Annotated in this window: 18 protein-coding genes and 2 pseudogenes; 3 read left to right on the forward strand and 17 right to left on the reverse strand. The window is 56.1% G+C overall.

The window, feature by feature from the left end:
* Positions 1-42: 42 nt before the first annotated feature.
* The 17 genes and pseudogenes from ACMZ6R_RS03835 to ACMZ6R_RS03915 all read right to left on the reverse strand — a co-directional run bounded on the left by ACMZ6R_RS03835 (position 43) and on the right by ACMZ6R_RS03915 (position 20306).
* Positions 43-1251 (reverse strand): annotated as a pseudogene (locus ACMZ6R_RS03835) (IS3 family transposase).
* Between the two features lie 190 nt (positions 1252-1441).
* Positions 1442-1848, reverse strand: a pseudogene (locus ACMZ6R_RS03840) (integrase core domain-containing protein); the annotation flags it as partial.
* An 89-nt stretch (positions 1849-1937) separates the two neighbouring features.
* On the reverse strand, positions 1938-2927 hold the full coding sequence (locus ACMZ6R_RS03845; protein ID WP_416109562.1) for a lysylphosphatidylglycerol synthase transmembrane domain-containing protein: 990 nt from the start codon (positions 2925-2927) through the stop codon (positions 1938-1940).
* An 873-nt stretch (positions 2928-3800) separates the two neighbouring features.
* On the reverse strand, positions 3801-5570 hold the full coding sequence (locus tag ACMZ6R_RS03850) for a hypothetical protein (protein WP_416109563.1): 1770 nt from the start codon (positions 5568-5570) through the stop codon (positions 3801-3803).
* On the reverse strand, positions 5570-5776 hold the full coding sequence (locus ACMZ6R_RS03855) for a hypothetical protein (protein WP_416109564.1): 207 nt from the start codon (positions 5774-5776) through the stop codon (positions 5570-5572). The genes ACMZ6R_RS03850 and ACMZ6R_RS03855 overlap by 1 nt, the downstream gene beginning before the upstream one ends.
* Positions 5757-6710 carry a hypothetical protein gene (locus ACMZ6R_RS03860; protein ID WP_416109565.1) on the reverse strand — a complete coding sequence of 318 codons (954 nt, stop codon included), beginning with the start codon at positions 6708-6710 and terminating at the stop codon, positions 5757-5759. Before ACMZ6R_RS03860 ends, ACMZ6R_RS03855 begins: the two co-directional genes overlap by 20 nt.
* A complete protein-coding gene (locus ACMZ6R_RS03865) occupies positions 6703-7605 on the reverse strand; it encodes a glycosyltransferase family 2 protein (protein WP_416109566.1) in 903 nt (300 codons plus the stop codon). Before ACMZ6R_RS03865 ends, ACMZ6R_RS03860 begins: the two co-directional genes overlap by 8 nt.
* Before the next feature lies 1 nt (position 7606).
* A complete protein-coding gene (locus ACMZ6R_RS03870; protein WP_416109567.1) occupies positions 7607-9061 on the reverse strand; it encodes a B12-binding domain-containing radical SAM protein in 1455 nt (484 codons plus the stop codon).
* A 38-nt stretch (positions 9062-9099) separates the two neighbouring features.
* Positions 9100-10998, reverse strand: coding sequence for an asparagine synthase (glutamine-hydrolyzing) (gene asnB / locus ACMZ6R_RS03875; protein WP_416109568.1), 1899 nt, complete (start codon positions 10996-10998; stop codon positions 9100-9102).
* A 137-nt stretch (positions 10999-11135) separates the two neighbouring features.
* A complete protein-coding gene (locus tag ACMZ6R_RS03880; RefSeq protein ID WP_416109569.1) occupies positions 11136-13145 on the reverse strand; it encodes a hypothetical protein in 2010 nt (669 codons plus the stop codon).
* Positions 13146-13172: 27 nt separating this feature from the next.
* Complete coding sequence (locus tag ACMZ6R_RS03885; RefSeq protein WP_416109570.1) at positions 13173-13739, reverse strand: hypothetical protein; 567 nt, start codon at positions 13737-13739, stop codon at positions 13173-13175.
* 13 nt (positions 13740-13752) lie between these two features.
* Positions 13753-15633: a hypothetical protein gene (locus ACMZ6R_RS03890; RefSeq protein ID WP_416109571.1), complete on the reverse strand. Its 1881-nt coding sequence runs from the start codon at positions 15631-15633 to the stop codon at positions 13753-13755.
* Positions 15634-15714: 81 nt separating this feature from the next.
* Complete coding sequence (locus tag ACMZ6R_RS03895) at positions 15715-16644, reverse strand: glycosyltransferase family 2 protein (protein WP_416109572.1); 930 nt, start codon at positions 16642-16644, stop codon at positions 15715-15717.
* A 25-nt stretch (positions 16645-16669) separates the two neighbouring features.
* Positions 16670-17365, reverse strand: coding sequence for a class I SAM-dependent methyltransferase (locus ACMZ6R_RS03900; protein WP_416109573.1), 696 nt, complete (start codon positions 17363-17365; stop codon positions 16670-16672).
* A gap of 348 nt (positions 17366-17713) precedes the next feature.
* Positions 17714-18724, reverse strand: coding sequence for a glycosyltransferase (locus ACMZ6R_RS03905; RefSeq protein WP_416109574.1), 1011 nt, complete (start codon positions 18722-18724; stop codon positions 17714-17716).
* Positions 18721-19305, reverse strand: a complete 585-nt coding sequence (locus tag ACMZ6R_RS03910) for an acyltransferase (RefSeq protein ID WP_416109575.1) — start codon at positions 19303-19305, stop codon at positions 18721-18723. The genes ACMZ6R_RS03905 and ACMZ6R_RS03910 overlap by 4 nt, the downstream gene beginning before the upstream one ends.
* Complete coding sequence (locus ACMZ6R_RS03915) at positions 19302-20306, reverse strand: NAD-dependent epimerase/dehydratase family protein (protein ID WP_416109576.1); 1005 nt, start codon at positions 20304-20306, stop codon at positions 19302-19304. Before ACMZ6R_RS03915 ends, ACMZ6R_RS03910 begins: the two co-directional genes overlap by 4 nt.
* A 272-nt stretch (positions 20307-20578) precedes the next feature.
* Between ACMZ6R_RS03915 and ACMZ6R_RS03920 the strand changes: the two genes are divergently transcribed.
* Genes ACMZ6R_RS03920 through ACMZ6R_RS03930 form a run of 3 tightly spaced genes read left to right on the forward strand, consistent with a single transcriptional unit; the run spans position 20579 to position 23540 of the window.
* Positions 20579-21319, forward strand: a complete 741-nt coding sequence (locus tag ACMZ6R_RS03920; RefSeq protein WP_416109577.1) for an acyltransferase — start codon at positions 20579-20581, stop codon at positions 21317-21319.
* Between the two features lie 26 nt (positions 21320-21345).
* Positions 21346-21912: a hypothetical protein gene (locus tag ACMZ6R_RS03925; protein ID WP_416109578.1), complete on the forward strand. Its 567-nt coding sequence runs from the start codon at positions 21346-21348 to the stop codon at positions 21910-21912.
* The gene (locus ACMZ6R_RS03930) at positions 21882-23540 is read left to right on the forward strand and encodes a hypothetical protein (RefSeq protein ID WP_416109579.1); all 1659 of its coding nucleotides are present in this window, start codon (positions 21882-21884) and stop codon (positions 23538-23540) included. Before ACMZ6R_RS03925 ends, ACMZ6R_RS03930 begins: the two co-directional genes overlap by 31 nt.
* The last annotated feature ends 51 nt before the right edge of the window (positions 23541-23591 follow it).

The following is a 23591-nucleotide window of genomic DNA, read 5'->3' on the forward strand; positions in this document are numbered from 1 at the left end:
GTGTAGCGGTCTAGGTTTTCTTGGACAGTTCGAGCGGCAAAGTTATGCCACCTTAGCGGGCTTGGCCTTCTGGTTTTCCCTGACCTGCTCCGGCGACCTGTAGCCGTGTCGACCTATCCGCCACTGCCGGTTGTAGGTCTCCTTGAAGGCCAGGAGCGCCAGACGTAATTCCTCGACGGTTTGGACGCTGCGGATTCAGAGAAGATTTTCCTTGAGGATGCGGACAAAGCGTTCGGCAATGCCGTTGCCTTGCGGCTCCCTCACGTACGACGCCGAATCCTTTATCCCCAGAAACTTGATTTCATTCTGAAAATCGTCCGCGATGAACTGGCTACCGTGATCATGCCGCAAGGTCAGTCCCTTGGCGACGTCCTTGCCGAACGCTCCGAAACTGTGGCGGACGCCCTGGCGGATCGGTTCCAATGCCTCGAAACGCGTGCCCCGCTTGGCGGCGTGGATGCCGACCACCTCCAGGGAGCAGTGATCGATAGCGAAAAATATCGCTGCATTGCCTTCCTTGGTCGTCAGCGTCGTAGTCATGTCCGTGCCCCACATCTCGTCCACTCGGGAGGTCTTGATCGTCCCGTCATGGGCCTTTGGACCGTGCGGATGGCCGATGCGTGTGGGGGCGAGCCAGTTGTTTTCGCGCATCAGGCGCAACGTCCGGGTCGGGGACGTCCGGATGCCCTTGCCACGCAGGCCGGCCCAGATCTTCCGGTAGCCTTCTCCGGGAAACGGACGGGATGCTATCTCGGCCTTGATCTGTCCGGCCAGTGAGGCATCACTGTGAAATCCTTGAGGCCCACGACGCCGGCCTGCCCCCTTCGGCTGCTGCCGTTGCCAATACACGGTGGAACGCGGCAGTCCCCAGACATGGCAGACACGAGCCAGGCCGTAGGCTTTTCCGGTGGAGATCGAGGTGACCCGGCTCACTTCCTCGACCTCCGGAGTGCCAAAGGGCGATTCTGCTTCCATACGGGCGATCTTCTCCCAAAGCAGTTCGTTTTCCATGGCCTGTTCACCGATCTTTTCCCGCAGACGGCCAACTTCGATGGATTCCTTGACCGGATGCGGCTTCAGGCCGACCTCCCCTGCCTCCAGGAAGGTGTCGCGCCACTGCGTCAGCATCGCCGCCGTCACCCCGATTTCTCGGCTCACCAGGTCAATGTCCTCTCCACGAAGGAGCCGCAGAACGGCTTGGACCTTGTGCTTCGCCCAAAAACGCTTGGGCGTTCCTCCTTCAATCCCCATCCGGCACCTCCTCGACGACCTCGATAGTCGCCTAAGTTGGTGTCCAAGAAAACCCTATGCCGATCCAGCTGTGCCATACCGACACTTGCGTATCCGAAGCACCGTGCTGGACGGCTATACCCCAACAAAGAGCGAAACGGAAGACCAGAAATGTCTCAAAAGTTTGAGACCGTTGCTGGAGTTGCCTCCGCTAAACCGGACAGGCCGCGTTGTCGATTGAACGGATAAACTCGCGTGGCGAACGTATCCGCAGGTCCTTGTGTGAGAGCTCTTCGTTGTAATCCTCGAACCAAGCCGGCAGGTGCGCCAGTACAGTTGGGCGTCAGGCCGATCGTGCGCATAGATGTAATCCCGCTTGAACGTTTTGACGAACGCTTCGGCCATACCGTTGCCCTGGGGGGCTGCGCACCGGCGTAAACCGGCTGACAAGGGCAAGCCAGGAAGCGAACCCCACAGCTTCCTTCGCCGTAAAGCAGGAGCCATTGTCCTTCAGCCATTCCACGCGGTGCGACGTACGGTTGAGCCCAAAACGCTTTTCCCGCATTCCAATATCAGGTCTCGCACCATGGAGCCGGAGATGTCACCCGGGCTGGCCACTGCCGCGGGTTTGCTCCCAGGCTACTTGATACTTTTGGTGGCACGAATGTTGAGTTGGGGCCGAATATCCAAGTCTTGCCCGGCGTGCTTCACCTTGCTGCGGTGCTGCGAAAAAAGGAAAAACCAAGTTGCAATCGTCGCATAGCATACAGGCCCAAGGCGGAATTGAACAGGATTTGGACGGATTGCACCACGATCGATAATGGCACAGCGGTATCCAGGGGAAGGTCGAGCATGGAGAACGCAAACACGACGCTGGCTTGATAGATGCCGAGATTACCCGGAGCCGAGGGGAGTAGGCCACCGAAGTTGGTGACGGCAAAGGTGAAATAGGCGTCCATTATAGAACCAGGGATGGAAAAGGCCTGGAAGCCGACCCATATGGTCAGTCCTTCCACAACCCAGACCCCGAGGCTGAGCAGTGCAAAAGCGGCGAATGCACTGTCCGGGCGGATGAAAAACAGGGATTCCTGGAGGCTTTCCACCAATTCGGACGCTTTGGTGCCGAGTCCACCTGGCAAACGGCCGGCCAGGATGCCGCCAAGCCGTAGCAGGGCCGGAAAAGCCTTGGCACCGAGCAGTACAGCCAGCGCCCCCAGAAAAAGCGCTCCGGCACCGTAGGCGATATGGCGCATCGTGGCGAGATAGGTTGGGGCGAGGGTGATGAACAGGTCGGAGGTGACAAGCAGCAGCAGCAACGCCAACCCGTCAAAGATGCGTTCCACGGCCACGGCGGTCAGGCCAAAAAGCAGCCGGACGCCGTTGCGCCGCTGGAGGATGACGGCTCGGGCCATGTCGCCTGCCTTGGCAGGCAGAACGTTGTTGGCGAAGTTGCCGACCAGAATGACGTTACCTGAATCCGCAAGCGATATGACCTTTGCCGGGGCGAGCAGGCATTGCCAACGTTTAGCGCGCAGGTACAGGCCGATGGCAAACAGGCCAACCATGGGCGCGATCCAGGCCGGGGTGATGCGGCTGAAGCCGGCGATGCAGTCCTTAAGGCTTAGTTGGCTGCCGACCAGGACCAGCAAGCCGATGCTGAGCAGCGTGCCCAGGTACGTTTTCCAAGGTATCTTCATGGAACTGTATGTCTGTGCTCGGCCGCGGTGCGCTCTTTGGACGGTGGCCCGGAGAGCGTCAGGGCTTTCGTTTGTTACAGGTGACCGTGGGCAATTTTACGACGATATCGTCGCGGGTGTCGGGGATGCCATCAGGACCGGCTGAACGCAATATGTCGCTGACGCAGGTGTCGGGCGTCCCTTCTCCCTCGTTTTCATTGAGCAGGTAGGGAGCCCCCCAGGCATCGCGTTTCCAGTCGCTGGGGAGGAGGTCCTCCCCATGAGGACCGACCGGCTCCTGCCCCTTGGCGGCGACGTACGCACGGTGGAGAGCCTTTCGCCAGTTGCTCGGACAGGCATCCCCGGAAGGCAACTCCCACAGCGGCCCACGGTTTTTACACGGACATTCGGTGCAACTGTTCCCCGTCACCTGCAAAAGCGGCCTGTACTGGATCTGCTTGGCATCAGTCAGAAATCCTCGCAGGGCGGTTAAGGCTACTTGTGTTCGATCCCTCTTTCGGGGCGTGCTGTCCTGCCACAGCCATAATGCCGCTCCGATGCAAAATCCGGCTAGCCCCAGCAGGCAGAGGCACCGGCTCAGGCGCAAGGCTGATTGTGGCTTGTCGGCCTTTGCGGCATCCGAAGGGACAATGTCCTGAGCGCAGACGTCAAGCAGGCGTGCGGCCAGCCTCGCCAAAGAGGCAAGTGGAGCGTTCGCGGCGGTCTGCAGCAGCTCGTCTGCCAGGGCCCGCTGCTGGGGATGCTCCGATCCGGCTTGGACGCGAACGGATTCCGCCAGTCGGGAATAAACCGCTCGGGAGTTTTCGACTTGGCCGGTCTGGGATAGCCTGTGCGCCCGCAAGAGCAGTCGTGCCAGGGGAGCTATCCGGCTAGTCATGGTTTGGCCTCCAGATCGAAGAGGCAAAAGGCATTGTCACGGCCACGACTGTTACCTAGATGGGCCGTATAGTCGTGATTGCCAATGGCATAGAGCCGAACCGGGCGCAAATCCGTATCCTGTGGCGGCCAGCTCTGCTTGAAGCACAGGCGCGGCGAAGCCTGCCGTTCCTCCAGATAATTTTGGAAAAAGGCTATTTGATGTCTGAGATCCTCTCTCACCTTCGGATCATTTGCGGCCAGAACTGCGGGGTGCCCTTCCTGCGATGTCAGGCCGAGATAGACGACAGGGGAAAAGAGAATATATCGGATATGGTTTGTGGCGAGAAATCGCGTCAGATCGGCGGAGTTCTGGGGATGGGCATCAGTGAGGAAGTCTTGGCGCGAAAAATAGTAGTCGCTTGTAAGTGGATGGCGTCCGGCATCAGGGAAGACTAGGACCTTGTCCTTTGCATCGACAACAATGTCCTGTTGCCGGGAAATTTTCCGTAGCTGCTTATAAAATGGCGGATTGGTATAGAGATACTGCGGGAAATAGTGCCAAAATCCCGCCAGTCCTACAAGGCAAACCCCGATCATGATGGAATTGTGCCAGGAGTTGGACAGCAGTCGTGCCGGCGCCTCCAGCATGGCCACGCCCAGCATGATGGCAACGGGAGCCAGGGTCAAAAAAAAACGATCGCCCATGAACCATTGTTCAAAACCGTTGAGCCGGGCGATAAGCAGCCCAAGGACAAGCACTCCAAGTGTGGTCAGGCCTACTAGGGCTGGCGGATCGGAATACAGGGCGAAGATGATGGCTCGTTGATGTAGGCCGCAACGGTACAGTCGGGTTGCCGTCATGACGGCCCATGCCGATGCCAGCGCAAACAACCAAACCAGCGGTGGGGTTATGATATGGGCAAAAAACATTTGTCCAAGATAATGGTCTATTTTCCCAAGAGAAATTTCGAACCCGGCCTTCATGTAGGCCGCGTCCTGGCCATGTTGGAAAATGCTGCGCCACAAGGCGAGGAGCTTGTATCCGTAGAGTGTTTCGCTTTTTACCCCAAGGGCAAAAGCGAAAAAAGGCGTTGTCACGCCTGCGGCATAGAGCAGTAATTCTTCGACCAGCGGCCAGGGCTGCCGTAGAGTTTTCCGGTGAAGGATGACGAGAAGTACCGGCAAAAGCAGTGGCCAGAGTAGGGCCGTAGGGTGCGTGAGCCCAGCATAGCCGGCCATTAGACTGGCTGCGAATACCAGGGTGTAACGGCAGGCAATGCGGGAGAGCGGTAGGCGGTGGCGCAACAAAAGCAACGAAACGGCGGCGAGCACAAAGGTCAGGCTGGCAATGTGCGTGAGTGCACTTCGGGCCTCCAGGACCGCAGCCGGCAGACAGGCATACAGACACATGGCCGTAACGGCCGGTGCAAATGCCAACCCGGCCAGCCGGGCCAGACCGAAAACCAGGGCAACATTGATCACGTCCAGGCTGGCGTTGAGAAAGGGGAGGGTGGCATCGGAAACCCCCAGTAGCTTCCCGGCGCCAACGCCAAGCATGATGAAACCGGGCTTGGCGAAAGCCCCTTCCGGGCGCATGCCGTGTGTGGTCCACTCAAAGACCAGACGCAAATAGGTCCATACGTCGAAACCGGCAAGCACGGTCTCGCTGAGCCGGTACCAGCGCAACACGCTGGCTAGCCATAGCACCAGGATGAAAAGGCCGGCTTTTATGAGCCGGTCCTTTCTTAAAAAAGCGGATTGGCTGCCGCTTGGGGCTATGATCATTAATCTTCCCGTCGCTTGGCGCCAGGAGCGAGACATTCGGAAATGTCGAAAAACTTTGAGGTTGGTGAATACCGGCAGCCGGCGGGCTGGGTCATGACGTAGCGCCACACCAGCGCCTTGCGCAACAGGTGCGTACATATCTCGAATCGACCAAAGGTAATATTAAAAAGGCGCAGGCCAATCAGTTTAGGGGTGGTCATGAGCATGGCCGATCTCCATAGCGGTAAACAGGTAATCCGCTGCGAACGCCGTGGTGTAGCGGTCGTCAAGCCAGCAAGGATTAAGAAGCGTTCCCTTGGCGAGCCCCTGGGACAGTCGCTCAAGGGCGGGGCTGGCATTAGCGGCGAGGGCCCGAGGATAGACGTATTGGGTCCGCCGGCTATTGCCGCGCCAGTCGACATGTCCGTCCTCACCGATACGCGGTTCGATGGCCTCCAAGCCATGTCGGAGGGCCTCTCCAACCCAAGGCATTTCCGGGATCAGTCGAGAGATGGCGGTTAAGCTGCTTAACGTGATGCTCTGGTAGCCGACGTCCAACCCGCCATATTCACCGAAGGTTCCTTGCGCGTTCTGCAAGGCGGCGACTGCTTCGCCGCGCTTGGCAGCCAGCCGGGCGATACGAGCATCGCCAGTGAGGGTGGCGTAACCGGCGAGGGCGTGCAGTGAAGCGGCCATCTGGTTGGCCACATCTGGGTTTTCATGGTCGCCGAGCCATAAAAAGGTGGATTCGGCGAGTTTGAGCTCCTCCTGGTAGCGGTCTGCCGCGTCGAGGAGGCGGACAGATTCAACAAAGGCTGCCGCTGAAAAGGAGGTGGCGCAAAAGGAGCGCTCGTTGGGGTATATTTCTCGGGTCGAACCGTCACGGTTGCGGGCAGCAAGCCAGAAACGCCAGATGCCCCGGACCCATTCCAGTACGCTGTCCTGGCCGGCGAACAGGTTCCCCTCATCCTGATACCGCCAGGCGAGGGAAAACAGCAGGCCGGCTTCCTGGGCCCGGCTGTTGGCCACGTCAGTGAGCCGGTAATGCCAGTATGCCCGATCGCAGCAGCCAAAGGTGGGCGAATCCGGATCCCGGTCGCAAAAGCCCAGGACGCGGGGAACCGTGGCCAGGGCCGTTGTTGCAAATAATGCCTCAGACACGGGTGTCTCTCGATGCTTTCGGATCGGGCTGGTTGAGAATGCTTAGGCGTATCTGTGAGATCTGCTCCGCCAACAGGCCATTGACGAAAAAGAACAGGCTGCCCAAAAGCAAAATTACGGAAACACTGTGGACAGCTTGAAAGTTAACGAGTTGGTACAGTCCCAGAATCGCACCGAAGACAAACAGAGCCAAAGCGATGGGGAAAAATATTTTAAAGGGGCGAAAAAGCATGAACAATCGGAAAATAATTTTGAGAAAGCGCAGACCATCCTTAAAAGGATGGATGTTGCTCTTCCCCACTTCACGCCGCACAATGCTGTCCAGAGGCAGAAATTTGACGAAATGGCCGGTATTGATCAGGGCTAGCGTAATGGTGGACGGATAGGAATAACGCAGAGGATACAACGGTGAAAACAAGAAAAACAAATCACGCCGCACGGCCCGGAAGCCGGAGGTCAGGTCCATAATAGGTTGACCACCGATGATCTCCGCCACCTTGCGCAGCATGATATTGCCGATGTCGCGTACCGCATCGGTCTTGCAACGTTTGGTGCGTGAACCGATGATCATGTCGTAGTCTGGAAGTCCATCCAACAGTTTGGGGATATCCTCAGGAGGGTGCTGACCGTCGCTGTCCATGAACAGCAGATAGGGCCGACTGCTGGCCATGGCCCCGGTCTTGACGGAAGCGCCGTTGCCGATGTTGTAGCGGTGTTCTACCACGATGGCGCCGGCTTCGCGAGCTCTGGCAGCCGTTGCGTCGCTCGAGCCGTCGGAGCAAACGACAATTTCGAAATCCGGCGACACGGCCCAGATCCGTTCGATGATGGTCGCAATGGATTCCTCTTCATTGTAGGCGGGAATCACCACAGAAACGTCCTTGAATGATACCATGCTAGTCTTTCCCTCGGATCATAAATTCAAAAAGTCGTGTTGAAGCTAGAGCTATCCGTTTGATGTCCTGGCGTGTGCGCAGGTTTTCCCTGGCAAATCGCGCCCAGTATTGCGGCCGCATGTAAAAACGGCGATAGGCATGGCGCACGAGTTTGGGTAGCTGATTTTTGTCCACTTTGCAGTAGTATTCGTTGAACAGCCCCTCGACATGGAGCTTGGCCAAGTCGGTATTGCTGCCATCCCCGATTTCCGGGGCGATTTTGCGGACTTCCTCGAAAAGCGGCGTGCCCGGGTAGGGGGTGCAGATGCCGAATGTGGCTGTGGTGGGGCTAAGGGCCAGGACGTAGTCGATGGTTTTCCCTATGGTCTCCGGGGTATCACCAGGATTGCCAATCATGACATGGGCATGGGTGGACATGCCATGGCGGCGTGCAGCGGCGAACACGGCCAGCCCCTGTTCCAGACGGTAACCTTTTTTGATGCCGTCCAGGATCTCCTGCGAGCCGGATTCCACCCCGAATTTAAGCGTATGACAGCCGGCCCGACGCGCCAGGGCTATGGTGTCCTCGTCGATCATATTCACGCGGGCGTTGGCGATCCAGGTGAGGTCGAGCTTTTCGTCGATGATGGCCTGACACATGGCCTTGTCGCGCTTACGATCTACAAAGAAGGTATCATCGCGAAAATAGACTTCCTTGATTTCTTTGGAGGCGAAATAGCGCAGCTGCTCCATGACATGTTCGAAGCTTTGGCGGCGAAAGATATTGCCGTCAAAAGCAGGAGCGGTGCAAAAAATGCATTTTCCCGGGCAACCTTTGCTCGTGGTCGTGGTGATGTAGGGCATGCGGTGCACGAGAGGGTTAAAATAGTGGATGCCAGACGGCAACAAGTCCACATCGGGATGGGGTAGCCAGTCAAGATCCTTGAGAAAGGGCCGGGGGGAATGCAGGCGGGGTTGGCCGGCGGTGTCCCGGGAACCGAGTCCGGGGATGGCGTCGGTTGGCGCATCGGCCTCCAATGCCTTGGCCAGTTCGAGCACGGTTTCCTCGGGTTCGTGAAGCACAGCGAAGTCGATGCCGTCATGGGCCATGCAAAAGCGGGGCATGAAGGTCGGGTGGGAGCCGAATACAGCCGTACGCAGGCCGGGACAAGCCTGCTTGAGTTGCTTAAGATAGTTGGCGTCCTCGGTGAAGCTCATGGTCGATGTGGACATGACCACCAAGCCCACTCCATTGAGGCGACCGATAACCGCGTCTGCGTCGAGTTGCAGGGCTTGGGCGTCGAGAAAATCGACGGACAAACCCTCCCGGCGCAACAGTGTTGTCAATACGAGTAGGTTGAAAGGCGGTACAGTGCCGCCGCCGATGCGGTTGCCTTTACACCAGCAGCCATAAAGCACATCCCGAACCACGTTGCCGGCCTGGCTGGTCATGGGATTAAGAAGCAATGTTTTCATGTCTTCCAAGTCCTTATGTCGTCGAATCCGGCATGGGGTTAGTTCCAACGAATGCCGAAGCGTTCCTGCCACATCTGAAAGCCTAGCAGCGTAAAAAGTTGCTTGAAGCCCAAAAGCGGGGAGGACTCGGCGCGGGCGACAATGCGAGCCACAGCTCGAGGCTCAAGAATGGCGGGGTCCAGGACATCCGGCGCAAGATACCGGTTGACGAGCTTGCGCAACGCCTCGGCGTAGGCGCCGCATGGCGGGAAATAAAAAGCCTTTTTACGACCATGTGGCCGGCCGGGAATGTGGATGTTTTTTTCGAAATGCCGGCGTAGAGGATATTTTCCCTGCCCCGCCCGCAGTTTGAGGCTACGGGGCAGCCCCACCAAGAAACTGGCCAGCCGATCGTCCAAAAACGGAACACGGCCTTCCAGCCCGACCGCCATGGTCATCTTGTCGAGCTTCATCAAAATGTTGTCCGGGAGCCAGTGGAGCAGATCGTGCCGGTAGGCGGCGTCGAGTGGATCAGACGCGCTGTCTATAGTGCGGCGTAGCGGTTCGAGAACGCTTTCTTGGGCCTGAGCCTCCCCCGCAGCGAGGACGGGGCCAAAAAGATCGCGCCGTTCGGCGGCCTGGAGCACTGATGCGAACAACAAGTAGCCGCGCCCGGGGGAACCGACGCTCCCCAGCAGGCTGGCCAGGCGTGCTCGCCCGAGGGTTCCCATGGAGTCGGGATAGTGGAAGGCTTTGTCGAGCAACTGCAACGGAATAAAAGGAACGATTCGGGAAAGCATCGCCAGGAGCGGTGAGAAACTTCGAACCAACGGTGATGTCAGCCCAGCCAGAGTTTCGTGGTGGATGTAACCAAGCATGGTTTCGTCGGCCCCGTCACCTGAGAGTACCACCTTTACGTGGCGGGAGGCTTCCTTGCAAACGAGATACAGGGGCAACAGGATGGCGTCACCGAAGGGCGCATCGAGGTGGTAGAGGAGCTCGGGGAATTGTTCCAGGCTTTCAGGCGGCACCAGGACCGTATGCTGGCCGCAACCGAGATGTCGGGCTGTGCGGACGGCTTCCACAGCCTCGGACTGACTGCCCTGGAAGTCCACCGTGAATGTTTCCAGGGGGGTATGGCCGAGAGAAGCCATCGTGGCGGTGATGGTGGTGGAGTCGATGCCGCCTGAAAGAAAGGCTCCAAGCGGCACGTCGCTGATAAGATGGCTGTCCACCGCCTGTCGCAGCAGGCTATCGAAAGTGGTCTGTGAGTTTTGTTCCTCCGGTATGGAGGCTGGTTCGGGTAAGGCCCAGTACGATTCCAGCCGTGGGGCATGGCCGCCTTGTTGGGTGAAGAACGTGGCGGGAGGCAGGCTGAGGGCATCGGCAAAGGCGGTTTGGGGGCCGGGAATATAGCGCAGGGTGAAAAAAAGAGCCGCCGCCGTGGGATTGCCCACCGGCCGGCAGGCCCCGACCGCAAGCAATGCTTTGATTTCTGAAGCGAAAGCGAAGGTGCCCTGGTCCCAAGTATAATAGAGCGGTTTTATGCCAAAACGGTCCCGGGCACCAAACAACAGATTCGAGCGTGCGTCGTGAAGCACAAAAGCGAACATTCCTTGGAGCCGGGAGAGCATGCTCGTACCATAGGCCAAATACATGGCCAACAATACCTCGGTATCCGAGGTCGTGCGAAATGAATGTCCCTGTTTTTCCAGTTCGGCGCGCAGAGCCTGAAAATTATAAATTTCGCCATTAAAGACCAGCGTGACGGCGCCATCAGGGCTGCGCATGGGCTGGGTGCCGCCGGCCAAATCGATAATAGCGAGGCGGGCATGACCGAGGCCGATGTCGCCTTGGCGAAACAGGCCTTTTCCATCAGGCCCCCGGTGGGCGATGGCCTGCAGCATGTTTTCCAGAGAAAAGCCCCGGTGGGCGCGAAAACCGCATATACCGCACATAGTTTTTCCTTGCCTGCTACCCGTGTCCGAAAGGAAACAAGCCTTTTGCACCCGCGAGTGACGGCGCGTGCCCCACGCACAAAAAATAAGCCAGGGGCTGGTTGTCGCCGATGGAGCGGCCGGAGGCAACCCCTTTGTCAATTGCCCGGTTCGACGACGCGTTTCGGGGCGTAGATGGACACAGTGTAAGGGCGGCCGCTTCTACTTTTATAGCATTCTGGATCAAGGCAGTTTGGTTGTTGCAGTTGACCTAACAGTATATAGTCATGATCAATGCTGATACCATCCTGCTCAAAAACATCTATAATATCCGTAGATAATGGTTCATTTATCAGAAGGAAAGAAGAACGAATTTCTTTTGGAAGAGCTCTAGCCAACATATTAGCATTAAAGTGTTGACCAAAAATTTTGTCTGGATAATATACAGGTGTTCCTGGTGAACGGCCTCCAAGCAAGTATACCGGCGCGCCCAGACCGTAGAAAGCCAAAATACTATCTCCTGGTCGAAAGCCTCCTTGATATAATAGTTCTTCAAGCCTGGAGTAAAATATTGCCTGTTGTTTTGTAAAAAGAAGACCGTGGCCTCGAGCAAGGCTTTTTACAGGTGTAGTATATTCACCTAGAGGTAACATGCTATAATGTGGCAATGGTATATTTAGTTTAACAAGATTATCATTATTTAGATCATCATCCATACATGAATTGTAAGACAACCAAGCAGCATACTTATATTGTTGAATAAATAGAAAGAGGCAAAGCACCACAAGTACGAAAGTACGCCCTGAAAATACTGGTTTTTTGACGAGGAGCAGGCCGAGGAACAGCAGGGTGGCAAAGCTCCATCCACCTTCCTGAATATAGTGCATCAGGGACTGAGAGCTTCCCACGGCCATAAAAAAGGGGATAGCGGCCAGCATAAAGATGGCAAAAAGACCTTGCCGCGTCATACGCAGGCTGTTGGAGCCATTGATGCAACGGCTGGCTATACCGGCGAAGAGAAAAAACAGAACACATTCCGCCAAGGGTAAGCCATAATTGCTGGAAACGCCGTATCGTTGCGCAACGGCTTGCAGCGCAAAAGGTGTGGCCAACGTCGGGTCCATGGGCAGAGTTAGGAGAGTGCTCCCGATCGTACACAGCAGCGGCATACTGAGGGCGACAGGCAAAAGACTGGCGGCTAGATTGCCCCACCGTTCCCCTAGGTGTTCCCTCCAACGGCCGGCACAAGCCAACAGCAGGCCGCTGGCGATGAGTACTGGCCAATAGAGAATGACTGCTTCCCCAATAAACGCAACCAGCTGCCAAAGCTGGCCGAAAATGACTTTGAGCGGGCCAGGATGGCCCGCTCCATAGGCTCCGGCAAAACGTATACGGGCCGGTGTGACGGCGGCCAGGATGTCGTGGGGAGGGCAAATAAAAAGTAACAGCAATCCCAAAGCCACTAAGACGCCTAGGCCGTAAAAGCCGAGGCAAAACCAACGGTGCGTCTTGGCGAACAAGACAATATAACAGCCAAAAATAACCAGGAGCCCGCCGACACAGGGAAGCTTGGCCAGCAATTGCAAGCCGGCCAAAGAGCCTAACAAAAGACAGGTCGCCCAACTCGCCGGGCGATCGAGACCCAGCGAGTACAGCAACAAGCCCGCCGTCGCCATATATACCCAGGATGTCAGATCATGGTGGCCGAGCGGCCAGAACTGTACCAGCATGGCATTACCGAGAAAGCTCGCCACGACAAGGACCATGGTCCAGGCCAGAGCTTCAAGGCCATTTTGCGGGCAGTGACCGCCCCGTCGCAGAGAAAAGCGCCACGTGGCTATCGCCAGTGGCACTACCAACAGCGCGGAAATGCCATAGCGCAACAGTCGGTAGGCCAGAATATCCGGCTTGATCCACCAAAAAAGGCGAGGGAAAAGCGGCACTGCGGCAGTCATAAGCTCGTTAAATCGACTTTCCTCATAACTGAGCATGTAATGCGCGGTGTCCCAAGTAAGTGTCGCAGCCGGCAAAACATGCAATATCACAATAAAGTCGGCTAAACAGGCAAATATTACGGTCAACTGAAGAAAATTACTACGTTGCCAATGCCATGCTAGATTAAGTTGACAGGATGGTACTGCGGGAGACGCTTGTCGAATCAGGTTCATGTCGTGGTTTCCTACTGGCTATGTGAATTAGAAAAAAATGGCGTTTCCTTTGTGCCACAGTTGTGCCCATGATCCAGTTAGCACCACGACCAAATTAATATCTGTTTCTTTATCCTGACTTTCGCCAGACACAGAGGACAAGTCTAAATCATACTGCATTGAAATGTCGCTCCACCTATTTTCACTCACGTATGGACCAGAATCAAATAATTTTCGTTTGTAGTAACCATCCTGAAGATAGACAACAACTCGACCATTTTTTGCGTTAACTCGTGGATAAAATATTACTTTATCCCTGTCTCTATGAAGCTTTACAATAATATAAGAATTTTTATTTGGATCTACAGTTGTATATAATTGCCACCCTGGAATGGGTGTTCTCTCATTTTTTATATTATAAAATCTTGTCTCGTCAATTTGTTGTCTGACATTACTGCACGACAAAAAAAAACTTTTGTTAAGACATTTTCCAAGCGGCACGAAGGTCCCTATTGTATATATAATATACGGTTTTAAAGGATAGGCACCAATAAAAAAAAGAGCTGCACCAAGAATACTACCTATGAACAACAAAGTGAAATTATGTTTTCGCATAGAATTATGTTGTTTATTGGGGACGAACAGACACTACTATGTCGTCATCCGTGTACGGTCGGCCGTCTGGTCCGGAGGAACGAATGGTCTGGGTATTTTCATCTAGGCAGTATGGCGCCCCCCAAGGATCGTGCTGCATGCGTTTTTCTAAAATAAACCGCCCCTTGGCGTCGAAAGGGGATTGACCAGACGCGGCTTGCCATAGACGAGCTAACGCATTATGCCAGTTGACACGACAAAAATCCCCCTCGACTAAATCCTGCAAGTTGCCAATACCCCGGCAAGGACATTCCGAACAGCTATTCTTTGTGATCTCCTGCAATGGCGCATTAGTTTTTATTTGGGCGATTTGCATAATTTCCCCAATAAAATGTATATTTTTAGAGGCAAGTTGTTGTCGTTTCTTGTCTTTATAGTAATAGCCGGCGAAGCTAATGCAAACAATACATGCCAAAACAACAAGGGATCGCTTCCAATTCCGGTCTATATAACTGCATGCATCAAGGATCATTTTTTTGACAACCACTACATGCAAGAGACCTGAAAAAACTATAACTAAATATTTTAAACTGTAGTATTTAAGATTCTCGACACTTCTTCCTTCAAACTGTTTGATGAACATAAAGAGAAAAGCAATAACAAAAGCCAAGCCACACAACATAGCTGTCTGAGCACCAACAGCATATGGCACGACTGGGATAGTCAGTACTGGAGGCACAGAGGCAACAATTATAGTCCAGGCAGGAAACAGGATAAACGTGCTGTACAGAAAAAATCTACCGCGACAAGACGACGCGAACAACAACAGTGTCACTGTGCCCAAAAAAGCCACACAAGTGATACCTCCCAGACGTTGCAGCATCTCAAGACATTTTTTGGCAGTCGTGGCCATGAAAAAGACTGAATCGTTGACGAGGATTCTAAAATAGAGCCGACGTAGCGTCGGCATATATTTTTTACTGCCGAACGTGGCTGTGGGATCTTCTCTTACAGCATGAGCCGCACCAACGGAGTCGTCCCACTTGATGCCATATTTATTAGGATAGTATCCTAGCCCGATGTAAAGATTGTGCCAGACGCCGTGGACGCCCGCCCCGATGTCGTGGCGCGTGCCGGTAAGCACCTGATGGACGTGCAGCATTTCACGGTAGGCGAAGGCCGGCAGCATGGTCGTAAGGATAAAAATCAAGGAAACCAAGAAAATCTTTTTGCTTTGGCGGGGGGGAGGGGTCTTTTTCGCCGCGCGGATCAATAGAATTAGGCCGTGAACAAGGACGAAAAGCATCATACTGCCCTGGGCAATGAGGGTGGCGTCCTGGCGAAGCAAGCCCAGTACCCCGACTATGAGGCCGCAGCCGGAAGCGAAAAAAAACAGAGTGCCTTTGCGTAGCCTGTGTTCTAAAAGCATGGCAGCTACGGTCATATAGGCGACGATAACCGCCAGCGACGGAGCCCAATAACAATTGTAGGACCAAGTAGCTTGGCCTAACAGAAAAGATGCCCCAATGGAAACAAGCGCGAAGCCAATAAAAATGAGCGCGTCAGAAACAAGACAACAAAGCGCCAAGACGGCGGCGTAGATCGCGAACTGGATACCGAAGACGATGTGCCAGTTGGCGACGTAGCCAGGATGTAACAATGTCTTGACCGTCCAGATGTACACCACCGCCAGCGCGCCAATCCCGGGGTCTTCGTACAAGTGCCCGTTGATGGAAATGCCCTTGCCGATTTGCATAAAGTTGCCGGCGTCCATTTCCACAATGACCCGCTCCATATGCTGGAAGCGGCTGCTGCCGGACTCTGCTTGCTGATGAGGCAAAACGAAAAAAAACATCAGCAGCATGCCACAGGCAAGCACAAGGCTGATCAAGGACTTGGAAATAGATGCTGTCACAGAGACCTCCGATACGGGGGGGGAGGCGATCCCGACCATGTCGGGATCGCGGCTGTCAGAGTCACTCAACACGCTTATCGGTTATGATGTGCGCTTGCTGATCAAAAATAGGGGACGCCGTTTGGACTCCATATACAGCCTGCCGAGATATTCACCAAAAATTCCGAGGGTGATAAGTTGAACGCTGCCGAGAAGCAGCACCGCCAAAATGGTGCTCGTCCAACCCTGAAGGGCTTCGCCACACAGCCAGCCGAGTAAGGAATAGCCGATGCCGACAAGGCTGACACATCCGACGGCGAAGCCAAGCAAGGAGGCTAGCCGCAACGGCACGATGGAAAAAGATGTAATGGCATCGAAGGCGAAGTTAATCATTTTACGCAGGGGGTATTTCGTCGACCCGGCAAAACGTGGCTGGCGGTCGTATTCAATGGCAATCTGTCGGTAACCGATCCAGGCGATCATTCCGCGAATGAAACGATGTTGCTCCGGCATGGCCTGGAGCGCGTTGAGGACCCGGCGTGTGATGAGGCGAAAATCGCCTGTATTCACTGGGATATCGATGGAAACTAACCGGTTGATAATTTTATAAAAGGCCGTAGCCGTGGCCTTCTTGAAAAAGGTTTCCCCCGACCGGCTACGCCGTTTGCCATACGCGACATCGTACCCTTGGTCGATTTTCTCGAGCATGATGGGTAAAAGTTCCGGCGGATCTTGCAGGTCAGCGTCAATGATGAGGATGAGATCTCCCCGGCAGCATTGCAGGCCGGCGCTTAGCGCCAACTGATGGCCATAATTACGCGAAAGAGAAATGCCATGGATATGGGGATCGCCACAGGCAAGGAGTTCGATACCTTCCCAAGTTGCATCACTCGAACCGTCATCGACGAGCAACAGTTCGTAATCTCCTTCCATCGCCGCACTGCAAATGGCCGTCATGCGGTTGTAAAGTTCATCAAGGTTCGCTTCTTCATTGAAACAGGGGACGACGACAGAGAGTTTTGGCGTGATCATATCCATTGTGCTTAAACTTTGCGTCCTATACTTCGCCATTTTTAGAGGCGATGATGAAATATTGGAAACCGAGGGGAAGCCGATACAGCAGCCGGTCAGCTAGTCTGGATGCACGAGCCAGGAATGGAAATGGATAGAGGAACTTGGTTTCGTCGACGACCAGTCCACCCCGGCGTAGCAGGCAGGTGGCCTCTACCTGGGAAAGCAAGTGAGCCTCGGCATCGAAGGGGCAACGCGAAACCATATAACGCGTGAGCAAATTGAGGGGATTGTGCTCAAAAAACGCTAGCCGCCCCTGCGGCCGCAAAACCGGAACGATCTGGCCCAGCCAAGCATCCCGTTCTTGTGGGAGGATATGGTGAAAGACATTGGCGATAAAGACTAGATCAAAGGAACCCCTCCATTGAAGCAAGTCATTCGGTTTCGCGATGTCGAAAAAAGAAACCTCCGGAGCAACGGCCTTCGCCTCCTCTAAGGAAGCCGTAGAAACGTCACATCCAAAAAGCGCAGCTTTTGGAAAGCAGGCCCGCAGATGTGGCAGGTTAGAGCCCACACCGCAGCCGAACTCCAGGATACGGTCCGGCTGCATCGCCAAGGCCGCAGCTGTAGTTGTGACCTTGTGTGCGCCGAAATATTCCCGGCGACTGCCGGCGATCCCTAGGCTAGCCTTATGGATCGCTACATAGCCCTTGGAAAAAGAATCAAAATAGGGAGGATTCATCGCACGTAACTATCCATTTGGTCCGTTGGTCCAAATATGCCGAGCGCGGCATCCTGATTTCAGTCGTCGCCTCCAGCACCTCTAGATACCCCGTTTGATAATTTGAAGAATTATCCTGAAAGCCCTTCACGGGACAATCCCAAGTCCTGGCAGTGGTATCAGCCCGTCGGATTAATGGAAAATCTTATAGAAATATTGAATTAATTTTACCAAGCTTTTATTTATATCGCAAGGGAAACAGCAGCCAATGAGGTGGTCCCGTTTGGCCGGGCTGTTAGCGGTACAGTTAGGAGGCGGCCAGGATTTTGGCCATCCCCTTCAACGAGATGCAGCGGCAGCGTTGTTGACCTACTTCCTCGGATGCCGCTTCCGGTTGCCGTGATTTGGGGCAGTGCCCCGGGAACCGCCGATGGATTTGTCGACAATGAAAAGCGGCCGTTTGCGGGTTTGCTCCAGGTTGTTCCAAAGATAGCCGCCCAGAATGCCAAATCCCAGAAACAACACGGCGATGATCACCAGTTCGAGGACGATCACCGAGGCCCACCCCGAAGTGGTGATCCAGCCGAGCATGGAGGCTGTGAACACGTAGACGATTCCAACGAAACTGAAGGCCGACATGGCCAGCCCCAGCAAAACAAAGGCGCGTAGCGGAAACGAGGAGAACGCCACCACCGAATGGAAGGCATACGAAAGTTTTTTGCCAAACGTCCACATGGAATGGCCGTGGACACGCTCGGCCCGGTCGTATTCGAGTATGGCCCGGTCAAAACCAGCCCAGACAATCAGCCCGATAAGGCTGGCCTTTTTCTCCGAAGATTGCAGGATCACCCGGGCCACGCAGCGGTCAATGAGACAAAAGTCGAAGCTGCCCGGCGGCATTTCCGGCATGACAAATTTCCGGTAGAGCGTATGGAACGTTTGAGCCAGGAATTTGGAAACGCCCGGGTCCTCGCGCCGCCGTCTGGCGCAGAGCACAACTTTCTTGCCGCTCCGCCAGCAGGCCAGCATCTCCGGGAGCATCTCCGGCGGGTCCTGGAGATCCGCCGACAAAATCACTGCCGCGTCGCAGTCGGCGACCTGGGCCAGGCCGGCGGCGATGGCGGTAAAGGATCCGTGGTTGCGCGAGAGCAGCAGCACTCGCACCCGCGCGTCCGACGCGGCGAGACGCTCCAGCACGGCTTGCGATCCGTCCGGGGATCGGTCGTTGACGAACTGGAGCACGAGCTCCACCCCGCAGCCGATCACCGCGGCGGTGATGCGGCGATAAAGCTCCGGCAGGCTCCCCTCGTTGCCGTAGACCGGCACGACCACGGCCAGTCGGGGGCGTTTGTCGGCCGGATGCCGGGTAGCCTTTCTCATAACGGCCTTGCCGCGCGGCAGACCATGCCCGCGTGGGGGGCGTCGCCGGTCCAATCGCCAACGCTGCATCGCAGTCCTTCCTTGCAGGAAACAAGTTTGCCGCCGCAGCGGCACACCAGTCCGGCCGGGCGGGCCGGATTGCCGACCACCAAGGTAAAAGGCGGCACATCGCGGGTAACCACCGCACCAGCCCCGATCATGGCATAGCTTCCGATGGTGACACCCGGCGTAAGAACCGCGCCGGCTCCGATGGAACAGCCGTCCTCGAGAATCGTGGCCAATGCCGGGAGGTAGCGCTTGCTGCGCGGATAGCGGTCGTTGGCGAATACGGCCGACGGGCCGATAAAGACATCGTTGCCCACGCGCACGCCTTCCCAAAGCGCCACATGGCATTTGACCGTAACCCGGTCGCCAAGGACCACACCGCCCTCGAGAAAGACGAAGTCGCAAATGTTGGCGTCACGGCCGATGACCACCCCGGGCAGCACATGGGCAAAGGCCCATATACGTGAGCCCGGGCCGACGGCGTCGGTTTCGCAGATGCCCTGGGGATGCACGAAAACGTCTTGCGGAGCGCTCACCAGTAATACTCCCGGTTCTCGCGATAATAAGCGATCGTCTCGGCCACGCCGTCCGCCAGGGCCGTGCTCGGTCGCCAGCCGGTCACCCGGCTGATCTTGCCGATATCGGTATAAAAATCGCCTGGCTCCTGAGCCTTACGCTCCGGAGAGAAAGGCGTGAACGTAAGCTCGCCACTTCCGGCCTGGGCCACGATGGTTTCGGCCAGGGTCAAGAAATCCGAGGGGGCGTCATGGCCGATGTTGAAAACCTCGCCTTCGGCCTCGGGCGTGACAGCCAAAAGGAGCAGGGCGTCCACGCAGTCATCGATGTAGAGAAAGTCGCGTTTGATGCGGCCATCGCCGAAAATGGGGATGGGATCGCCATCAATGGCCAGCCGCATGAACCAATTGGCCACGCCGAAGCGGTTGTGGCGCATCTGGGCCCGGGGGCCGTAAATGTTGGTCAGGCGCGAAAGCACACAGCGGATGCCGTGGTTGCGGTGATAGCTGCGCATGATGTGTTCGGCGGCCAAAAGCGAAATTTCGTAAATGCCCTTGGGTTCGGGCTTGGTCTCCTCGCCGGCCGGGAGTTGCAGCACGGAGCCGTATTGGCCGCGCGAACCGAGCTTGATCACTTTGGCTGTGGGGTTGAACCGCCGCAAGGCCTCCATGACCACGGCCGTGCCTTTGATGTTGATGTCGATGTCCGGAAAGGGATCGGACAGGCTTTTTAAATGGCAGACCTGGGCCGCGCTGTGAAAGACGTAGTCCTTTTCGCGCACGAGCCAGTCCATGGCGGCGGCGTCGCGGATGTCGCAGAAGTTGATGACCACAGCATCGCGCACGGGGGCGATATTGCGCAGATTGCCGCCGTATTCCTCGATCATGGCGTCGGCCAAGGTGACCGTGGCGCCACAGTCAACGAGCCGCAAGGCCAGCGAGGAGCCGAGAAATCCCAGGCCGCCAAGAATGAGCACACGACGGTCGCGAAAGGCCTCGCGAAAAAGGATATCGCTTTTCATGAAACCTCAAACTCGCGTCCGGCCCGAGACAACATCGTGGAGCCTAAAAAGACGCGTCACATTCAGGGGCGGAATGAAATCTCTGACCCTTCGGATAGGGGCCGTCCATAGCACTATGGCCGACGCCAGACAACACACTCCCCGCTTGCTGTGCCGGCCATTGACAGTCCGAGATGCCTTTGAAACAAGGGCGACATGAAAAAATTGTTGTTGTGGTTTCCACCGGTAGATGCGTTGCTGGCCACGTCAACGGGCAAGAAGGCAAAAAAAACGTGACCGAGCGTCTGCGCGATTATATGGACGCCAGCGGTCCCAAGGCGCTTGGCACCTACCTCCGCACCCGGGCCAAAAGCCCGTGGCGCTATGTGCTGGAGCAGCTTCCCCAGTGGCTGGCGGGCTTTTTACCAGGGCTGCCTGGCATAGTCGTGCGCCATGTGCTCTACCGGCCGCTTTTCACTCGCGGTTCCAGCGCGCCGGTTGTCGAAGCCGGAGCGGAGTTTTTCCACATGGACGCCATTGCCCTGGGTCCATCTGTCTACATCGACAGGGGCGTACGCGTGCATGCCTCGGGTGCGGCCATCACCATCGCCACCGGCTGCCGGATCATGCGCGGAGCCTACGTATGCTCCTATGTTTCCAACGCCATGATCGGCGAGGGCATCACCCTTGGGCCGCACTGTTGGGTGGGCATCAACGCCGTCCTGGCCTCGGGACGCGGCGGCCTGACCCTCGGCCAAAACGTCCTGATCGGTCCGGGCGCCATCCTCGTCACCGGGGGCCATGATTTCCGCCGAGATGATCTGGCCACCCTGGAACAGGAATATACCGGCCGACCCATTGTCGTTGGCGATAACGTCTGGATCGGAGCCGGGGCCACAGTCCTTGGCGGCGTAACCATTGGCGACCGGGCGGTTATAGCCGCCGGTGCGGTGGTCCGTCGCGATGTCACGCCCGGCACGGTCGTCGGAGGCGTACCGGCCAAACCGCTGGGCACAATGGCCGCCCAGGCCTAAGAGCTATGGCAAGAGCATACACAAGCATGCTTGGACAAGACAGCAAGCTTCGCCTGTTTGCCCTGGTCGCTTTGCTCGTGGCTTGTTTTTTCGGAGCCACGCGGTTTTACGCTGATTTCAGCAACAGCGTCTTGTGTACGCTCATCGCGCCGTTTCGGTCACAGACCACCGGCAAGATCCGCTTTCTTTCCTGCAGCAATGTCCTGCAGACGGTCACTCTACCGGACGCCGCAGCCGTGCGGGATATGCCGGAGCCTGGCACTCCCTGGAGCTTTTTTACATCGGCGGCCGACCGCCGGACGGAAGTGCGGGTAACGGTTAAAAAAGACCGCGACACAGTCATTTTTTACCCCCGGGTTTCGGGAAAGGACAGCGCTGTCACTGTCTACGCCGAGGATGGCCCGTATCGCCGCCGGCTGTTCGCCCTGCACGGCACGGACGGCAAATGGACAGAAATGGGGCAGCAATTTATTCTGGATTTACGGTGTGCACCTTATGGCTATAGCCCAAAAGAGTTCGACGAACATTTCCTCATCGTCCTGACGGGAAAATGGAGCCAGCTTTGGCATCTGGGACCAGCCGTTTTTTTCTAGCCCGCCTGCCGGCGATCCTTGGCCGGACGCTTTTTGCCCTGACGCTGGTCGCTGCGCCTTGGCTCCTTCTGGCCGGACTGCTGCATATCTATTGCGGCGCGCGAATCACCGACGCCTTGCCTGGCGATGGGGATTTCACTTTTTATTGGCATGAAATCGCTACTTATGCCGCCGTGGGATTTCGGGGCGGATATTACGGTTTCGAGGAGCTGGTCGCCCCGGCCACGCGTCTTGGGCTCGGCGGATTCGGCGCACACAGCGCCTTTTTCCCAATGCTGTTCGGGATCATCGGCCGTTTCGTGGGTTGGGGACTGGCTTCGGGGACAATTTTCAGTCTGAGCGCGGTGAGTTTGGGGCTGGCCGGCTTCGTGCTCCTTTTGCGCAAGGACTTTCGGCTCCAGATTTGGGCCGGAGCCTTGCTGCTGACCAATATTCTGTTCTTTATTTATATCGCCCGGTGCAGTCCCGAAGGTGTGCATATCGCCTGCGGATTTCTGTTTGCGGCGCTTTTTATCCGTCATTTCGAGGCCGCCACGCCCCAAGCCAGGCGGACCTGGTTTGCCGTCTTGTATATTGTCATTTTTTTGGCCGCCCTGCTGCGGTACAGCTGGGGGCTCGTCTTCCTGCCGCTCTTTTTCACGCCCAAGGACGTGCAGCGGTGGCCCGGTCGCGAGACAGCCCTGCGAGGGCTGGCCTGTCTGGCCAGCATCGCCGCCACATATGTGCTCTACAATCTTTTCATGGCGCCCTATCCCTACGAGCCCTTTCCGGGCTCGGCCTTTGGCCTGCCGGTTTACCTGGAAGCACTAAAAGGCGATATTCGGCCGCTATGGACGTTGATCACGACCAACGCCAAAACCATTTTCGCCCCGCGCCAACCGACGTTCACGGACGCCATCGTTTACGTCTACCTTGCTTTCCTGGTCATAAACGCCCTGGCCCTTTCTTTACGCTTAGTCTTCCTTCCAAGAGACGACACCGCTTGCCGGAAAAAGTTGCGGTTTACGCTGTTTTTTTTGCTGACAACCATGGTGCCGTTACTGCTGCTGTGTTTTTGCTACTATTACGTCAGCCTGGGTGGCATCGGTGCGAAAATCCTGCTGCCTGTATTTACTATGAGTTATTTGGTCACGGCGCGATACATGCCTGTGCCGGCTGTACCCGTAGCATTGGTCTTTTTCCTCGGCCTAGCCCCCATGGCCTTGCAGACCTTTCAAAAGTGGACACTACCTGATTACGATACCGTTGCTACTACCACTCGTCAAACAGTGACCCAAACTAGCCAAGCGCTGCTCCCCTTATTGGCTTATACCCCGGGAGTCGATCCTTGGTGCAACACGGTGGTGACCCTGGATAACGGACTTCCCCCCGCCTATACCGCTATCCCGGCTGGCGTGGCCTTCCAAATTTTACGTTATGCCCAAAATGGACCAAAACAATTTCGGTATACGCCTTGGCACAAAGAGCGAGGCATCCTTTCCCATTATATCCTCACCCAAAATCCCCGCGATATTGAGGCGCTTAGCAAACAGATCCCGCTGACCTTTCTGGCGGATACCCCCATCGGCCGTCTCTATCGCAATGAAGCCTCTGCCTGTCGGAACACGGGACGCCCGAACCGGCAATAAAGTCCACGGAGGTGGTGTAAATTCAAGTAGAGTTTGACAGATAATCCTATG

The organism is Solidesulfovibrio sp. C21 (assembly GCF_047785625.1).
In the GTDB taxonomy this organism is placed as follows: Bacteria; Desulfobacterota; Desulfovibrionia; order Desulfovibrionales; family Desulfovibrionaceae; genus Solidesulfovibrio.

Coding starts and splice junctions, on each gene's coding strand:
- ACMZ6R_RS03845 (WP_416109562.1), bottom strand. CDS start 2,927: ATGAAGATACCTTGGAAAACGTACCTGGGCACGCTGCTCAGCATCGGC.
- ACMZ6R_RS03850 (WP_416109563.1), bottom strand. CDS start 5,570: ATGATCATAGCCCCAAGCGGCAGCCAATCCGCTTTTTTAAGAAAGGAC.
- ACMZ6R_RS03855 (WP_416109564.1), bottom strand. CDS start 5,776: ATGCTCATGACCACCCCTAAACTGATTGGCCTGCGCCTTTTTAATATT.
- ACMZ6R_RS03865 (WP_416109566.1), bottom strand. CDS start 7,605: ATGGTATCATTCAAGGACGTTTCTGTGGTGATTCCCGCCTACAATGAA.
- ACMZ6R_RS03870 (WP_416109567.1), bottom strand. CDS start 9,061: ATGAAAACATTGCTTCTTAATCCCATGACCAGCCAGGCCGGCAACGTG.
- asnB (WP_416109568.1), bottom strand. CDS start 10,998: ATGTGCGGTATATGCGGTTTTCGCGCCCACCGGGGCTTTTCTCTGGAA.
- ACMZ6R_RS03880 (WP_416109569.1), bottom strand. CDS start 13,145: ATGAACCTGATTCGACAAGCGTCTCCCGCAGTACCATCCTGTCAACTT.
- ACMZ6R_RS03885 (WP_416109570.1), bottom strand. CDS start 13,739: ATGCGAAAACATAATTTCACTTTGTTGTTCATAGGTAGTATTCTTGGT.
- ACMZ6R_RS03895 (WP_416109572.1), bottom strand. CDS start 16,644: ATGATCACGCCAAAACTCTCTGTCGTCGTCCCCTGTTTCAATGAAGAA.
- ACMZ6R_RS03900 (WP_416109573.1), bottom strand. CDS start 17,365: ATGAATCCTCCCTATTTTGATTCTTTTTCCAAGGGCTATGTAGCGATC.
- ACMZ6R_RS03905 (WP_416109574.1), bottom strand. CDS start 18,724: ATGAGAAAGGCTACCCGGCATCCGGCCGACAAACGCCCCCGACTGGCC.
- ACMZ6R_RS03915 (WP_416109576.1), bottom strand. CDS start 20,306: ATGAAAAGCGATATCCTTTTTCGCGAGGCCTTTCGCGACCGTCGTGTG.
- ACMZ6R_RS03925 (WP_416109578.1), top strand. CDS start 21,346: ATGCTTGGACAAGACAGCAAGCTTCGCCTGTTTGCCCTGGTCGCTTTG.